The 16,786-nt window shown below is 59.8% G+C and carries 12 protein-coding genes; 3 read left to right on the forward strand and 9 right to left on the reverse strand.

Annotated elements, in window-relative coordinates; translation table 11 throughout:
- The first annotated feature begins 8 nt into the window (after positions 1–8).
- From ALTER154_RS14300 to ALTER154_RS14310, 3 genes are all read left to right on the forward strand, one after another.
- Positions 9–1,112 (forward strand): enoyl-CoA hydratase/isomerase family protein, encoded by a 1,104-nt coding sequence (locus tag ALTER154_RS14300; RefSeq protein WP_160088014.1) that lies wholly within the window; start codon positions 9–11, stop codon positions 1,110–1,112.
- Positions 1,084–2,037: a 3-hydroxyisobutyrate dehydrogenase gene (gene mmsB / locus ALTER154_RS14305; RefSeq protein WP_160088016.1), complete on the forward strand. Its 954-nt coding sequence runs from the start codon at positions 1,084–1,086 to the stop codon at positions 2,035–2,037. The genes ALTER154_RS14300 and mmsB overlap by 29 nt, the downstream gene beginning before the upstream one ends.
- A 117-nt stretch (positions 2,038–2,154) precedes the next feature.
- Positions 2,155–2,493 (forward strand): tryptophan synthase subunit beta, encoded by a 339-nt coding sequence (locus tag ALTER154_RS14310; protein ID WP_090251940.1) that lies wholly within the window; start codon positions 2,155–2,157, stop codon positions 2,491–2,493.
- A gap of 73 nt (positions 2,494–2,566) precedes the next feature.
- Here ALTER154_RS14310 and ALTER154_RS14315 read toward each other — a convergent pair whose 3' ends face one another.
- The 9 genes from ALTER154_RS14315 to bcsA form a co-directional block, all read right to left on the reverse strand.
- The gene (locus ALTER154_RS14315; RefSeq protein WP_160090144.1) at positions 2,567–3,655 is read right to left on the reverse strand and encodes a cell division protein FtsQ; all 1,089 of its coding nucleotides are present in this window, start codon (positions 3,653–3,655) and stop codon (positions 2,567–2,569) included.
- Positions 3,656–3,729: 74 nt separating this feature from the next.
- Entirely contained in the window at positions 3,730–5,145 is a 1,416-nt protein-coding gene (locus tag ALTER154_RS14320; protein WP_160088018.1) for an MBOAT family protein, read from the reverse strand.
- Between the two features lie 10 nt (positions 5,146–5,155).
- Positions 5,156–5,812: an alginate O-acetyltransferase AlgF gene (locus ALTER154_RS14325; RefSeq protein ID WP_160088020.1), complete on the reverse strand. Its 657-nt coding sequence runs from the start codon at positions 5,810–5,812 to the stop codon at positions 5,156–5,158.
- On the reverse strand, positions 5,812–6,471 hold the full coding sequence (locus ALTER154_RS14330; protein ID WP_160088022.1) for an SGNH/GDSL hydrolase family protein: 660 nt from the start codon (positions 6,469–6,471) through the stop codon (positions 5,812–5,814). Before ALTER154_RS14330 ends, ALTER154_RS14325 begins: the two co-directional genes overlap by 1 nt.
- A gap of 46 nt (positions 6,472–6,517) precedes the next feature.
- Positions 6,518–7,174, reverse strand: coding sequence for an SGNH/GDSL hydrolase family protein (locus ALTER154_RS14335; protein WP_160088024.1), 657 nt, complete (start codon positions 7,172–7,174; stop codon positions 6,518–6,520).
- A 10-nt stretch (positions 7,175–7,184) separates the two neighbouring features.
- Positions 7,185–11,159, reverse strand: coding sequence for a cellulose biosynthesis protein BcsC (locus ALTER154_RS14340; RefSeq protein ID WP_160088026.1), 3,975 nt, complete (start codon positions 11,157–11,159; stop codon positions 7,185–7,187).
- Complete coding sequence (gene bcsZ / locus ALTER154_RS14345; protein WP_160088028.1) at positions 11,138–12,310, reverse strand: cellulose synthase complex periplasmic endoglucanase BcsZ; 1,173 nt, start codon at positions 12,308–12,310, stop codon at positions 11,138–11,140. The genes ALTER154_RS14340 and bcsZ overlap by 22 nt, the downstream gene beginning before the upstream one ends.
- Positions 12,311–12,318: 8 nt before the next feature.
- Positions 12,319–14,610, reverse strand: coding sequence for a cellulose biosynthesis cyclic di-GMP-binding regulatory protein BcsB (bcsB, locus tag ALTER154_RS14350; RefSeq protein WP_256665638.1), 2,292 nt, complete (start codon positions 14,608–14,610; stop codon positions 12,319–12,321).
- Entirely contained in the window at positions 14,607–16,775 is a 2,169-nt protein-coding gene (gene bcsA, locus ALTER154_RS14355; protein ID WP_372239957.1) for a UDP-forming cellulose synthase catalytic subunit, read from the reverse strand. Before bcsA ends, bcsB begins: the two co-directional genes overlap by 4 nt.
- Positions 16,776–16,786 lie beyond the last annotated feature (11 nt).

The following is a 16,786-nucleotide window of genomic DNA, read 5'->3' on the forward strand; positions in this document are numbered from 1 at the left end:
CAACCACAATGAATGTGCAATTCGAAGAACGCCCGGCCCAACACGGTTACCGCATCGGCATTGCCAGCCTCGATGCGGAAAAGAGCCTAAACGCCCTGTCGCTGCCGATGATCGAAGCCCTGGATGCCAAGCTCAAGGCCTGGGCGGACGACCCGAGCATCGCCTGCGTAATGCTGCGCGGCAATGGTCCAAAAGCCTTCTGCGCGGGCGGCGACGTGGTACAGCTGGTGCACCAGTGCCGCGAACACCCTGGCGAAATCCCGCCCCTGGCGCGACGCTTCTTTGCTGACGAATACCGCCTCGACCATCGCATCCACACCTACCCGAAACCCTTTATCTGCTGGGCCCACGGCCATGTGCTGGGCGGCGGCATGGGCCTGATGCAGGGCGCTGGTATCCGCATCGTCACCCCAGGCAGCCGCCTGGGCATGCCGGAAGTGAATATCGGCTTATACCCGGATGTCGGCGGCAGCTGGTTCCTCGCGCGCCTGCCGGGCAAGCTCGGCCTGTTTCTCGGCCTGACCGCCAGCAGCATCAACGCCAGGGATGCGCTGGATCTTGACCTTGCCGACCGCGTGCTGCTCGACAGCCAGCAGGACGACTTACTCGATGGTTTGGCCCAGCTCAATTGGCAGGAACAGAGCCCGCAGCAACTACACAGCCTGCTCAAGGCTTTGGAAAACCAGGCGCTAACCGAACTGCCAGAGGCCCAATGGCTGCCGCGCCGCGCGCGTATCGACGAGCTGCTCGATACCGCCGACCTGCCCCACGCCTGGAATGCCATCAGCGCCTTGCACAGCGACAGCGACCTGCTGCTGGCCCGCGCCGCCAAGACCCTGACCGGCGGCTGCCCGCTGACCGGGCACCTGGTATGGGAACAGATCAAGCGCGCCCAGAAGCTTTCCCTAGCCGATGTCTTCCGCATGGAATACGCCATGAGCCTGAACTGCTGCCGCCACCCGGAATTCCCCGAAGGCGTGCGCTCGCGGCTGATCGACAAGGACCACGCGCCACGCTGGCACTGGCCGGATGTGGCGAGCATTCCGCAGCAGGTAATCGACGCGCACTTCGCCCCAGCCTGGGATGGCGCCCACCCACTGGCAGACCTGTAACCCGGCAACGGCCACTTTTCAGCGCGACAGGAGCATAACAATGACAACAATCGCTTTTATCGGCCTCGGCCACATGGGCCTGCCCATGGCGCGCAACCTGCTCAAGGCCGGCTTCAACCTGAGAGTCTTCGACCTATTGCAAGCAGCCGTCGAGGACCTGACCAAGGACGGCGCGCAAGCGGCCAGCAGCGCACTGGATGCGGTGCTGAATGCCGATGTGGTGGTTAGCATGCTGCCGGCCAGCCGGCATGTCGAAGGCCTGTACCTGGGTGATAACGGCCTGCTGGCCGCGCTCAAGCCCGGCAGCCTGGTGTTGGAATGCTCGACCATCGCCCCGGAGTCCGCACGCAAGGTGCATCAGGCGGCGGCCGCGCGCGGTATCGAACTGCTCGACGCGCCCGTATCCGGCGGCACCGCCGGTGCAGCAGCAGGCACCCTGACCTTTATGATCGGCGGCGCGGCAACCACGCTGGAAAAAGCTCGGGCGATCTTCGAGGCCATGGGCAAGAACATCTTCCACGCCGGCCCCGACGGTGCAGGCCAAGTGGCCAAGGTATGCAACAACCAGGTGCTGGCGGTGCAGATGATCGCCACCGCCGAAGCTATGGCCATGGGCGTGGCCAACGGCCTGGAGCCCGGAGTTCTGGCCGAGATCATGCGGCAAAGCTCGGGCGGCAACTGGACGCTGGAGAAGTACAACCCCTGGCCCGGCGTGATGGAAAACGCCCCGGCCTCCAAAGGCTACAGCGGCGGTTTTATGGCCGAACTGATGACCAAAGACCTCGGCCTGGCACAGGAAGCTGCACAAGCCAGCGGCAGCAGCACGCCCATGGGCGCACTGGCGTTGCAGCTGTATCGCCTGCTGCTCAAGCAAGGTAAAGGCAAGCAGGACTTCTCGGTGGTGCAGCAGTTGTTCATCGACTAAATCGGCATTGACCGCATACAGCAGGAAGCAGGGCTTTGTAACTGGTCGGGGCCGACGTTCCAGCTAAGCTCAATAGCGGGACTTGCCGAGGGCGGGTCATAGGGAAGGATAATGCCGATGTTCTATGTCCAGCGGGATGCCAGCGGCCACCTGCGGCGAGTGGAGGTGATGCCGTTCGAGAGCATGACCAACACCCTGACGGCCGACTCAGACGAGATTCAAGCATGGTTTGCCAGCCAGAACCTTGAATCGAATCTTATGCAACTGAAGCAAAGCGACCTGGACATGATCCGCGTCGTGGACGATTTAGTGCATTTGCTGATCAGTAAAGGCGTCATCCGCATCACAGATCTTCCGGCAGCGGTTCAGACCAAGCTTCTGACCCGCTCTCAAGCCAGGGAATCACTCGGGGGCTTACACAGCCTGATCAATGCTGATGAGCGCGGCATCATCTAGCAGCGCTTCAGTAAACCCGTAAAGCAAAAGGCCATGCGGTGCAGCATGGCCTTTTGTTTGAGTGCTCATACTCTCAACCGGGTTGGCCGTCCAACATGATGTCGTCGCGGTAAGGTGACTGCAAATCACGCTCAGGAATTTCCCAGATCAGCACCTCAGGCGGCGTCTGTTTGAACGCAGGGCTGGTGAAATAGTCCTTAGCCGCCCCAGAAAACTCACCGCCATCCTTGGCAAAGTTGCCCACTCGCGCACCCACCGCGCGTTCAAGGAAAGGGATGAAGTTGGAGTTACGCGAGAACGAAGTGCCAATCACGGCAAGGTTCGGCAGTTGGCTGTCGCCGAACAGATCATCCTCGCCCAATGCGGCTTCATCGACGGCGCCCAGCACTTCCTTGATCTGGGTGACTGCCACCTGCTCCATGGCTGGCTGCAGGCTCTCAGGCAACCAATCGAGCCCAGCCAAACGCACCAGATCGCCGGGACGTGGCTGCGGCGCCGTAACACTGGCCACAAACTGTTTGGCCGGGGTTGGGCTAACGCCCAGTGCGGCTATCCGCTCGGCCACCGCTGCAGCCGAGCGCTCGGCACCGACTTCGCTCCAGTGCGTGTCGGTACGCAGGAAAGCATCGCTGCCGAGTGGTTGCAGCGTCGGAGCCAAATCCAACACCTCGACGCCCTTGGCCTGCAGTACCCACTGCCAATCCTGCGCACGGCTGGCCAACAGTGGTGAGCGTTCGATGGCACACAACTGCTGCGAAGCAATGCGGCTCTTGTCCGGTACCAGCACTACCAGCAAGCGAATGCCACGCCTGCTGAGCTGTTCATGCAACGCAGCGACTTTCTGCGCACGCGCATCAGCATCTGCAGCGGCATGTGGGTGAATTTTTAGCTCATCGGTCAGAAACAGCCAGTTCGCGCAGCCTTGACGCACCCGGGTGCCGGCATCACCAATCGCCAACCAACTGGCGGCACGCTCTAGGTCCGCTGCCCGCTTGGCAAACGGCACATTCGCCAGCTCTTCGGCAATACGGTGGGTCACCGCGCCATCGAAAATCTGTTCCCAACTGAGTGGCTGCGTGGGCTGCAACGCCACTTTGTCACTGATAAACATGGCCCACAGCACAGAAACCAAGCCTGCAACCAGGAACGCAAACATCACCATGCCCGCCAGGGGACTCAGCCTCGCGGTTAAACCTTCGGCCGCTGCATATTGGTTATCCGTCATGACATCAGGCCTTAAAACTGGAAGTACAGGAAGGGCACCGTTTCACGGCTGGCAATCAAGGCAAACGACAACAAAAAGCCCAATACCGGCCAGAGAGAACCCAACAGACAGAACAGGGTGTTCTGGCTGAAACGCGCTTCGAAGCGTTGCTGATAAACCGGCGCAATCACGCAGAGCACACCCAGCGCCGCCGCAATAGCATGAGTCGGGCGCACAGTGGCTGCCAAGGCATCGCCCATGGCAAATGCATGCAGCCCAAACTGGCCCGCATACATAGTCAATGCTGTGGCGAAATCAGGGGCGCGGAACAACGTCCAGGCTAGGGCGACAAACAACAGTGTCAGCACATGTGAAAGCGCTCTGGGCATACTGAACCAACCAGCGCCACTCCAGATGCGCGCCACGCAAAGGGCCACGCCGTGGGCGGCGCCCCACAGCAGGAAATTCCAGCTATCGCCGCCATGCCACAAGCCGGCAATGGCCATGGTCAGAAACAGGTTCCGGTAGATCAGCCACTGACTGCCACGGTTACCACCAAAGGGGATGTACAGGTAATCACGTATCCAGCTGGACAACGACAAATGCCAACGCCGCCAGAAATCTTGAATGCTGCGGGCAAGATAAGGGCGATTGAAGTTCTCCGGAAAATGGAACCCCAGCATCAAGCCGATACCAATGGCCATTGCGCTGTAACCGGCGAAGTCAAAGAACAACTGCAGCGAATACGCCAGGCACCCCATCCAGGCATCGACAAAGCTCGGTTCCGGCAACGCAAACGCCACATCGACCACCGGCGCCAGGCTATCGGCCACCAACACTTTCATGCTCATGCCGATCATAAAACGCCGAGCACCCAGGCTAAAGTTGCGCCAGCTGAGTCCCCGGTTGGACAGCTCTTCACTGACCCAGCTGTAACGAATGATCGGTCCGGCGATGGACTGGCCAAACATCAGCAGGTAGGTGGCATAGTCAATAAAGCTGCGCTCGACCTTGACGGTGCGTCGATGCACGTCGACCAGGTAAGAAATGGCTTGCAGCACGATAAACGACAGCCCCGCTGGCAAAGCCACCTTCTGCCACTCCAGCGGCATTGCCCCCTGGGACATCAACACCTCATTGAGGGTCGCTGCCAGGATGTTGGCGTACTTGTACCAGCACAGAACCAGGACGTTGAGCACGATCATCCCGGCCAACCAGCGCACCCGGCTCTTCGAACCGAACGGCGCTCGGTCGATCAGCAGCCCACCGATCCAGGTAATCACGGTCAGTACCGTGTGCAGCAGCATGAACATCGGGCTGAGCCAGCCGAAGAACACCCAACTACCGACCAGCAACACGCCGTTGCGCCACTGCGGGCGCGCGAGCACATAGATCAGCAAAACGAGTGGCAGAAAAAGCGTCAGGAACTCGAGCGAGGTGAAGACCATGTTTTATACGTCAGTTCGCCAGGTTATCGAGGGCCTGGAACAGGCGCGGACCATCAGCCGACGGCACCAGGAACAGGGTGTAGCGCTGACCGGCAGCCAGCTCACCGAGCGCCAGCGGCTCGCCCACCGAAGCACCGCCACAGCGCAGTTGCACCGAGAGATTCAACGGGTTGATCGAACGACGCTGCAGGGCACCATTGGCGACATCCTTGAAGATATCGACATTGCGCCCGGCCGCTTGCAGGCCGGCGTTGGCACAGGAAGCATCGAGGCTGTAGAAGGCCAGCGAGGCCTTGAGTGCGTTGAAGTCGTCCGGCACTTCGCGCACGGTGACCAGGTTCAGGCCCTGCTCCGTGGCAATGCCGACCACGCTGGCGAACTCACCCGGCGCCACGCTGATGTCCAGCGTTTGCTGCGCCTCGCCCTGCTTGAGGTTGCCCTTGATCGGCTTGCCAGCAGGCACGGTGAGGAAGTCGGAGGCGCGCACATCGCCTTCAAGGCGCAGGCTGGCACCATTTTCCGCACTCAGCTCCAGCGCGGTGTCACCGGCATTGAAGAAGCGCAGGAATGCGGAGTCCTCACTGGGGCCAGTGGGGTACAGGGGAATCTCGGCGGCCTGCAACAGGCTTACCGGCAGCAGGGCGAACAGGCTAAGCAGAGCGCGCATCACTTGCCTCCCTTAAGGCTGGCGGCTGGCAGCTTGGCCATCGCGTCGGCAATCGCATTGCCCCAGGCCTTGTAACCGGCCACGGTGAAATGCTGGCCATCCGTAGTGATCCACTGCCCTGGTTTGGACATCGCCAGCGAATCGACGTAGGTGCACGGCGCCACGTTGGCGGCGAGGAACTTCGACATCAGCTGGGTACGCTGATCGTTTTTCTTGTACATGCCGCCCACTTTGCCCCAGGCCGGCCCTACCCACACGCATTTGGTGCCGGTTTCAGCAATCGCCTTGGTCAGGTTGGTCACACTCTGCCAGGCCCAGGCCTTGGGAAACGCTGGTTTGTCATAAGAAGCCATTGTGTCACCGATGACCAGCACCACCACATCCGGCTTTTTCTGCGCAATCAGCTGCTTGATTGGGGTGGTGGTCGCACCGCTGCCCTTGAGGACCAGCTTGCCGGTGTTGTCCTGTACGGCGCCGCAGTCAACCTTCTTGGTGATCAGCCAATCCGCCGCACTGGCACCGCAGGCGCCGATGGAGTGCACCTTGGCACCTTTTGCCACCAAGGCCGCATTGAGTGGCTCGGTCAGGTGATTCTGCAGGCTCATGTGGCTCTCGCCCAGAACCATAAGGGTCAGGCCAGCAAGTACGGAAGAAGACATCGAAGGGTTCCTCGATCAGATCATGGCAAAAGGGTTAAGGCGTGAGTTATTTGGCGGCGTTCTTGCGCACATCTTCCAGCGCGGCACTGATGGCAGTACCCCATTTCTGGTAGCCCTGGGCATTCAAATGCTGACCATCCGTGGTGGCCCATTGCCCAGGCTTGGAGAACTTCAGCGAGTCGACATAGCTGCACGGCGCGACGTTGGTAGAGAGAAACGCCGACATCTGTTTGACCTTGGCGTAGGTCTTACCGTACTTGCCGCCCTCTGTACCCCAGTTAGGCCCAATCCAGGCGCACTGCGTACCGGTCGTGGCAATGGCCTTGGTCAAACCGGAGGTCTGCTGCCAGATCCAGGCTTTGGGGAACGAAGGCTTGTCATAACCGGCCATGGTGTCACCGATCACGATCAACACCAGGTCAGGCTTGTCCTTGGCGATCAATTGCTGGATCGGCGTGGTAGTGGCCTTGCCACGTAGCACCACGGCTGGCTCTTTACCACGACGCTCGGCCGCACCACATGCCCCACCAGGGGTGGCTTTAAGCCAGTCACCGGCATTGGCACCGCAAATGCCAATGGAGTGCACATTGGCGCCCTTACGGGTGAGGTCGTCGTGCAAGCCGCCGATCAGGTAGTTGGGGGTCGCCATGTGGCTGTCGCCAATGATCAGAATGGACAGGCCGGCGAGCAATGAAGATGCCATCGAAAAACCTTTAGTTAGCGTAAGGGGATTGATAGGGAGAAACCGGCAGCGCCATCGGCCCGGTCATGTCTTCAAACATGTAACGCAGGTAGAGACCGCCATTCAATTGGCGATAGTCCTGGGCATTGTCGACACCCACCTGACCACCGACGAAGAAATTACTGCCCAGACGGTATTCAGCAGCGCCGCTCAGGTTGTAGCCGATGCCGCTATCACTTGAGCCCTCGTACACCGCTTCACGTCCCAGGGCACGACTGGCCGCGGCTTGCAGCGCGGCATCGCCAGGGTGGTAGTCGGCATCATCCTGCTGGATGGTTTGTACGCCGACCGAACCTTTCAACTGGAAGGTCAGGCGGTCAAACCGCCGTGCCCAGGTAACCGGCACACCGATGGCAAAGAACGTCTGCGGGCTGAAATAACCACCATGGCCGAAGGTGAAGTGCCCCTGGTTCTCCTGGTAGCCAATGCCCAACAGGTTGAGGCCAATGGTCGACTGACTCTGTTCGTCATTCTGCAGGTACCAGTACACACCGGAGCCCAGTTCAAACCGGTCATTGTCCTCAACATTGTTACCCATCAAGCGGTGCATACCGACGTAGGCATAGGCACCAACTTCACGGTCATCAAAGCTCAGCTGAGCGCGCCCACCGTTGGCGGTTACTCCACCCCACTGTTGCCCGGTACGCTGATCTTCGGCACCGGCAAAAGACAACAGACTGTCCGTCACGGCGCGGCGCGACAGCTTGGTGCTCCAATGCAGGTTCGGGCTACCGGCAACACTGCGTTCCAGGCTCACGCCACCGACTGCCGTGCTGTAGAGGAAGCCCTGTGGCGTGGTACCCAGGTCAGCCTTGAAGCCCTCCCCTGGGTTATCGAACGCCACGGCCAGGCCAACCCCAGAATCTTTCTGCGAACCAGGAGCAACGCCAGGATTGGCCAGCGTTGCCACGGGGCCACCGCCAAAGCGATCGCGGGCACCCTCACCCACACTGCCGGCATTCAGCGCAACCGGGGTGACGCGCACAGCCAGACGGTTATCACCTAGCGGCATACTGGCTTCAAATGGAGCCTGAATATCCGTGATCTTGCTCAGCCCCGATTCACTGTCATTGGTACGTACCGTCAGACCTTGAACCAGATAGGGGCTGCGCTGCTGCATGATGTCGTCCAGCGCCCGCGCGGCCTCGCTCATGCCCGCACGCGGGTCCACCTCAGCCGTATCGTCGCTCAGGACAAAAGGGTTGCTGGCCGGTTGCACGTCCGCCCTGGCCCTTAATGGCGTTTGCTGAGTCGTCAGCGGTTCCGCAAGCAAAGCGGGGGCTGTGCGCGTGGCCTGCTGCTCAACCGGAGCGGGGATCAACTCCAGAGGACGTTGCGCGCTTGTGTGCGGCGCCACGGCCAAGCTCTCAACAGGCATTGGAATCGCATCCTGTGCAACGGTTGCGGAGCCAATGCCGGCAAACGGATTGGCGGGCGCTGCGGCCGGCCGAGTGTTGGCCGCAAAGGTCGGGGTCTGCTCCAGTTTTTCCTGGGCGACCACTTTACCGAGCAACTCGGCAGCCGTTCCGGTGCGGCCCAGGAAACGGTATACCCGGGCAGCTGTGGTGAGGATATCAACCTCATTGGGCGCCAGCTTCAATGCGCGCTCCAGGGCATCTTCGGCGTAAGCGTTTTCAGCTTCCTGAGCCGCCATATCAGCGGCACCTACCAGCAGATTGGCATCATTCGGATGACGTTTGACCAGCGGCTTGAACAACTCAAGCGCCTTGCTGGTATCACCGTTGGCGCCATACATGCGCGCCAGTGCCGACACTGCCAGACGATCCTGAGGGCGCTGCGCCAAGGCTGGCGCCAAGGTGTCATAAGCTGCCGCCAGTTCGCCACGCTGACGCAATTGCTCAGCCTGGCGAACCCGGTAATAAAACAGTAGATCGTCATACTGCTGACGCTGCTCGACGGTCATGCTGCGCCCCTGCAAATCACGCAGAATGCCGGCGACCTCAGTATCCTGCTCGGCTTCCAGCAGCACACTGGCATAACTCAACGTCAGGGACAGATCTGCGCGAGGGCTGCGGGCCAGCAAGTCACGCATGATGGCAATCGCCCGCTGCGGATCATTGGCATCGGCATAGGCCGCAGCAAAAGCGGCCAGACGCGCTGGCTTGGCATCCGCCTGCGGCTCGATACGCTGCAAGAACGCGCGCGCTTCGGCCTTGCGGCCACTGCGGCTGAGTTCATTGATACGCTGCAACTGTAGGTTGAACTCCACTTCCTCCACCAGCCGATTGATGTCGGCATTGCGTGCATCACGCGGAATACGGGCAAGGGTGGTTTGCGCTTGCTGCCATTCATTCAACTGAATAGACAACAGAGCGCTGGTGTAGAGCGCGTCGCGGTCATCCGGTTTGTTGGCCAATAGCCCATCCATCAGGCTGCGTGCTTCCGTGACGGCACCCAGGTCCACATACAAACGAGCCAGAGCAAACCGTGCCCAGGCATTGTTTGGGTCATCGCGCAGGGCGGTCTCGAGCTCCTGACGCATCGCTGAGGTGTCACCCCGTTTTTCGGCAGCACGAGCGCGCTGCAAGGCCTGCTCAGCACGCAACTGCCCAAGCCCACCGAGCTTCTCGCGCTCAGCCTTGGGCAGGCGTTCCAGCAAACGCAATGCTTCATCGGGCTTGCCCTGCTCACCCAGAACCTGAGCCAGCCCACGCAATGCACGGGCTTCCTGGCTGCGCGCTGCCAGTGCCTGCCGGTATCCGGCTTCAGCGGCAGCTAACTCACCCTGCTGGGCCTGCAACTCAGCAAGGGCCAGGAGTGCTTCACTGTCATTAGGTTTGAGCCGGCGCGCCTGCTCCAACTGCTGACGGGCATCCGCCACCTTGTCACGGGCCAAGTTGTCCCGCGCACGCTGTAACAAGGACCAGTAGCGCACGTCATCCAACGCACGCTGCCAGGAGCGGCCACCGCCTTGCTTGACTGCCTTGGTCAGCAGCACCTCGGCATCTTCGAAGCGTTCCTGACGCTGACGCAAAATACCCAAGCCACCCAGGACATCGGCATCATTTGGATGAGATTTCAGGTAGGCCGTCAGGTCACGTTCAGCCACGGCCAGGTTGTCCTGCTCCAGGGCTTTCAAACCACTGTCCAGCAGCGGATCACGGCGCCAGGCAACTGCACCACTACCCGCACTGGGCTGGGTGCGCCCTTTGATCAGCAGGGCACGGATTTCTTCATCGTCCGGGTGGGTGCGCAGAAACTGCTCGAAGAGTGGTTGCTGCGCGGGCTTGGGTGGGCCCATCCAGGTCAGTGCCAGGCGCCAGCTTTCATCCGCATCCCCGCCAATGTCCTCGCGCTCAGCCAACTTGGCCAGGGCACGAATGCCCTCCTCACGCGCGCCCTGATTACGAGCCAGGTGTTTGGCCAAAAACAAGGCGATATAGGGATCATTGGGGTATTCGCGCTGCAGCCGCTCCATGCCCCGTCGCGCCTCGGTCCAATGCTGGTCGACATAACCCAGGTTGTTGTAGAACTCCAGGCCAACCTGACCCTGCCCCGGTTTGCCGCCCAGTGCCCGGCGGTACACATCCACCGCCTTGGCACGCTCGTCGGACTCCACCAGCAAGCGCGCTTCATCCAGCAACTGCTGGTTGGCGGGGTCCAGCAGGCGGATATCCTGCGCCAGCAACAATGCTTGACGTGGCAGCGGCTGCAACGCCTGTAAACGTTGTAAATATTGCTTGGCCTCAGCCGGTTTGGCCGCTTGAACCGCAATCAAACCCAGGCCATAAAGTGCATCAGGCTGGTTTGCGTCGAGCAACAAGAGCTTGTTCCACACTTCCGTAGCACGCTTGGGTTTCTCCTGGTTTTGCCAGAATTGCCCTTGTTCAATCAGCAGGGTGTGCGTGCCCTCAGTCTCGGCCTGGAGACTGCCGTGGGCCATCGCAGCCAACAGCGCCAGAGTTAAGGGGCGGTAGCGGAACATGAACTCTCCCAACGCGGTTGCAGACGGCCATCAGCCGCAAACTGGTAATACTGATCAGCCCAGCCAAGACCGAACAGGCTAAGCATGTAGTCGTAATAGAAAGGCGCCGGGCCAGTGCCCGCAATCCAGTGATCAATCGCGGCGCGAGCACGCTGATCCTGTAATTCTTCCAGCCAGGGCTGACCCTTGGCGCGGAAATAAGGCACCAAAGCGCCGGAAAAACCACTTGGGCTCTGCCCCTCTGTGCTGCCATTGCGCACATTGACCTTTTCTGGTGGCAAACCAGTGGAGGCGGTGGCGCGTGCCATGCCATGCAGACTGGCCAGCAGCGGTTTAGCCAGCGGGTCTTTGGGGTGCGTCATTCCGGCCCAGAGATAGACGCGAATGGCGTCATAACTGCCGCTGTCGCCTTTCATTGGGTCACTGGCGAACAGTCCAGCGCTGTCCGACACGGCGCGGTAGCCAATCCAGTCGGCCGCAAAACCATGGGCACCCGCTTCGTTCTGCAGGGTGGCGGTGTGCGCGGCGATGGCATTCCACGGCCCCTTGGGATCAACTGCAGCCAGCCGCCGCATCAGCGGTAGAGGCTGATAACTGGGGTTGATGCGCCACAGGTGACCAATGTGCGAGAAACCAATCGGCCCAGGCAATAACACGGCCCCAAGACCTGGCAGCTCAGTGATTTCCTGCTTCTTGATCTGCGCCAACAGGCTCAGGGCATCGTCTCGGTACTGCGGCTTTTGCCACAAACGTGCACCTTCTAGCAGCGCGTAGACAAACCACAGGTCAGCATCAGAGGCCGAGTTGGCATCTTGAACCTTCCACACCCCATCCTTACCTTGCCCCCAAAGCCAGGCCGGCAAAGTCGTTTGTGGGGCATTGCCCATCAGGTTTTCGCGGCTCCAGCGCCAGATGGTCTCGAACCGCGCCTGATCATTGGCGACCAGCGCAAAGAACAGTGCATAGGACTGCCCTTCAGAGGTGCTGTGGTTCTTTTCCAGGCTTGATTCCAGCACACGGCCGTCCGGTTGCACCCAGTGCTCCGCAAATCGCTGCCAATACGGCCACTCAGCGGTACAGGCGGCATTGGCCGCCGTGCCGCCGGCCATAAATAGCAGACCTGCGCACAGTCCCAATACAGGCAGTTTCATGATCTGCCTCAATCTTTCAAACGTGCATTTGCACGGGCACGCAGGGTAAAGAACAGCAACAGGCTAGCCAGGCTTACCGCCACAGCGGTCAGCAGCAGCATCCAGAAGAGATTGTGTGCCAGCAGCCATTGCAGATAACGCAGCCAGCCCAGCTCACCCACGTAATACTGCTCGTCGGCGACCAGCGAACTGATGCGTTTGCCATTGATCACGGCCAAACTGCCCTGGATTGACTCTTCGTAATCCTCACCACCCCGCAGGGCTGAGCTGATGTCGACCAGCTTGTCCGGGCTGGCAGCAGCAATCACCACCACACTGCGTCCGCTGTCGAGCGGCGACTCAAAGCCAGTCAGGAAGGCACCGGCGCCCCCTGTTGCGAGTGCCAGACTGCTGCGCGCCTGACGTTGATTGGCACGGGTATCGGAACCCACCCAGGTGCGCATACGGTGCACCAGATCAGACATTTCAAAGCTCGACTGCCCCGTCAGACTGGCCGGTAAATGATCCGCCCAGCGTTGCAGCAGGGGCTGATTGCTCCCAGCTGCCAGCACCAGTAAATCCTTACCTTCCAGCGGCTCATCCTGATCACCCTGGGTGACGCTGACCGCGCTGGCCGGCAGACCAGTCGAATCACCGAAGCGACCCATGACATCCAGGTACAGGGAGATTTCTTCGACACCGGCATTCGCTGGCATCACGACAGCCGTTTCTGAAAGGTCAGCCATACGCGTGAAGGGGAAACCACTACTCTGAAACACGCCCAGGTTGGGCATGGCAATAAAATGCTCATAACCACTGAGGTCGAGGGTGGAGTCCGCCTCGATGGTGCCGCGCATGTTGTCGATGATGATGTCGCGGCATTCACCCTGCTTGATGTAGTCGTACATAAACCGCAGTTGCAGCGCAGACTGCAGTGGCAGGCTGTCCAGCGGTAGAAGCAGCTTGCTCTCTTGCAGCAGGCTCTCATCATCCTGCAGCTTGGCCAGCAACGACTCGTCATCCTTCAAGCTCTCTTGCGACGGCAATGGCAGCGATTTGATGAACTTGCCGCTGACGCTGATCAGCAGCGACGAGTTGGTTGATACCGGCTGCGGGGTGTAACGGTACTTAAGATGCAGTGGCACCCCTTTTTCCCGCCAGTTGAACAAATCAGGCGGCAGGCGCATGGGGAGATTGATGGTGCCTGGGTCGTAGCCAGAAACGCTCAAACGTTTAGCGTCGCTGAGTTCCCCCAGCTGTACCGGACGGTCGCTGGGCAACCAATTCGGCGCATCATAGGGTTTACGGGGCTGCAGACTGTCAAACCGCTCAATCTGCGCACTGGCGCCTGCCAGCACCTTGCTGCCCGTGACCAGAGTCAGGGCGGCCTGTTTGAGCTGATCGCCATCACGGGCGGCAATCACCAGCAGCTTGCCGAACGGATCATTGGGGTTGGTGATCATGCTCAGCGTTGGTGTCGCACTCTGTGGCAGTTCAATTCCGGCCACGGAAGCACTGCCCACGATGACAACAACCGCATGCCCCTTCTCAGGCAATTGCGCCAGGCTAACCGGGAACCGCGCACCACGATAACTGGCCAATGCACCAAACCAGGACGCGACCGCACCCGCCGCTTCCAGGCTGCGATTATCAGGGCTGCTGGCGAACACGAAAGGCAATTCCAGCGCACGCGAATCACGGCCATCAAAGAACGGCAAAGGCAGCCGAGCCAAATCGTCGGGCAAGGCAATCTGCGTGGTCTCCAGCTCAAGTTGGCTGGTGTTGCTGACCTTGGCCCACAAACTGGAATGCAGTGGGTCTTCACACATCATGGTGTAGTGGCCAATCAGCTGTAGCGTCAGGCGGTTGAACTCGGTCACCAGATGCGCCGGGATATCCACCACCTGCTGCTGCAATGTACCCGCGGTCTCTTTGGGAACTGGCAGACTGGCTGCCACCTGATCGTTGACCATCACGTTGATCTGCGAGAGATCGCTGAGAAGAGAAGGCGAGTAGCTGTATTCCAAGTTGACCCGGGCTTTGGTCACCACTTGATCGGCTCGCACATCGAAGCTGACGCTGTCACTGCCTTCAATACCGCGCAAGTGCATGGGGTAATTGGCCCCCAATTGCTTGAGCGTGGCGCTGTAGGTCGGAACAAACTCGGGAACAACCACTTCTTCGACTAACGCACCGTCTTCAGTGACAGGCTCCTGCGTTTCGACAACCTCTTCAGCCCAGGCAGTCGACAAGGCTGAAGTAAGCAATGGAATCGACAAGATGAACCAGAGGGATAGCATGCCTTTGCGTTTCTGACTCATGGATTCCTCGGAGTGGATTTAAAGGTAAAAGACAGGGCGCGAACATGACGCACGGATTCATCGAACGTGGCACGCGACAACAGGCATATCCCGCGCCATCCAATACCGGTCACTTCAGCAAGGGCACCGAGCGGGGTATCCACCACGCCTGTGCCCCAGCTCTTGGCCCAGGTATCAGCCCGCGAAAACGTCAGGCGTGCCAGTTCACTTTGTTGTTGCAAGGTCAGGTTGGCGAAGTTCAGGCCCAGGGTCTGCCCATGGCTGAACACCACACTGGCCGGAAAAACGCCCTCTTCACCATCGCGAAACAGGGAGACATGCACCTCTTCACCACAGGCAACCTGAACACCTTCAGGCAAATGAATACCAACCCCGCGTTGTGAAAAATCGTTGGTTTGGCAGGCAATTGTCTTGCCATTGGCCAGGCCCAGCATGGCTGGCAAGGTGGCAAACACACGTGGTTCGGCGCGGATCTGCCGCGCCTCACTGGCTACGGCAACGGCGGCTGCGCTGATGATGATGTTGTACAGCGTCCAGACCAGGTTGATCAGCAAGGTCACGGCGCTGGCATCTGGATCGAACCCGAGTTTGGCCACGCCCACCAACATGCCGATAAGATTCAGCGCCAGGACAACGATGTACGGCCGTGCCATTTTCCAGTCGAAATAACTTTCATCGATCATCCCACCCTTGGCCGTCACGTTGAACTTGCCAAGCTTGGGGTTGACCATGGCCAACAACACAGGGCGCATGATGTACCAGGCCAGTACCGACTCATAAACCTCGTTCCAGAACGAGTGACGAAAGCGCCCCTGGATGGTTGAGTTGGTGACGCTGGCCAGCAGGATATGCGGCAACGCATAGGCCACAATCAGCAGGGCCGGTGCCTGAAAAATCTGCGCCTCGAAAATCAGGTAGGCCAGCGGTGCCGTGAGAAACACTAGGCGCGGCAAGCCATAGAAGAAGTGCAACATGGCATTCAGGTAGCAGAACCGCTGCCCAAGGCTGAGGCCTTTGCCAAGCAGCGGGTTATCGGTGCGGAAGATCTGTGCCATCCCCCGCGCCCAGCGAATGCGCTGCCCGATATGACCGGACAGACTCTCCGTGGCCAAACCGGCTGCCTGAGGTATCGCCAAGTACGCAGTGTTGTAACCCAGGCGATTGAGTTTCAGGGCGGTGTGCGCATCTTCGGTCACCGTTTCAACGGCGATTCCACCCACTTCTTCCAGCGGAGCGCGTTTGATGATGGCGCACGAACCGCAGAAGAATGTGGCGTTCCACAGGTCATTACCGTCCTGTACCAGCCCATAGAACAACTCGCCTTCGTTCGGTACGGAGCGGAACGTGTCGAGGTTCTTTTCAAACGGATCGGGAGAGAAAAAGAAGTGCGGCGTTTGCAGCATCGCCAGCTTCGGATCTTTAAGGAACCACCCCATGCCCACCTGTAAAAAGGAGCGCGTCGGCACGTGATCCGCATCGAAAATGGCAATGTACTCGCCTGATGTCTGGGTCAGGGCAAAGTTGAGGTTGCCGGCTTTGGCATGGTTGTTATCCGGCCGAATGATGTAGCCGATCCCCACCGACTCACAAAACTCGCGGAACTCGTCCCGGCGACCGTCATCAAGCACATACACACGCAACTTGTCTTTGGGCCAGTCAATCGCCTGCGCTGCAAAAGCAGTCAGCTTGATGATATCCAGCGGCTCGTTATACGTCGGAATGAATACATCGACAGTTGGCCAGACACTGCTGTCTGCCGGAAGCGGATATGGCTTGCGCTGCAGCGGCCAGGCCGTCTGCAAATAGCCAAACAGCAATACCAGCAAGGCGTAGAGCTCGGCCAGTACCAAGCCATAACCAAACAGCATATTGAGCCAGTTGTCGAAGCCGAGGGATGAGGTCAGACGCCAATACATGTAGCGCAGCGAGGCCACAACGGAGAGCACCACCATGGCCAGAATGGCGACGCGATTCGCCGCACGACGCAACACCAGGGCTGCGATCATGCACCCAGCGGAGAACAGCATTTGCTGTTCTACATCCATGGGTACGATGATCATCAACGCCAGCAGAGCCACGACCACAAGCACCAGAACAGCGCAGGTCGGCCGGTCTAGCACATAGGGTGAAGTAGATCCCTGAGTAGCACGTCGGGCACGAAACATGCCGGTTAAAT

The organism is Pseudomonas sp. 9AZ (assembly GCF_902506525.1).
GTDB classification, from domain to species: Bacteria; Pseudomonadota; Gammaproteobacteria; order Pseudomonadales; family Pseudomonadaceae; genus Aquipseudomonas; species Aquipseudomonas peli.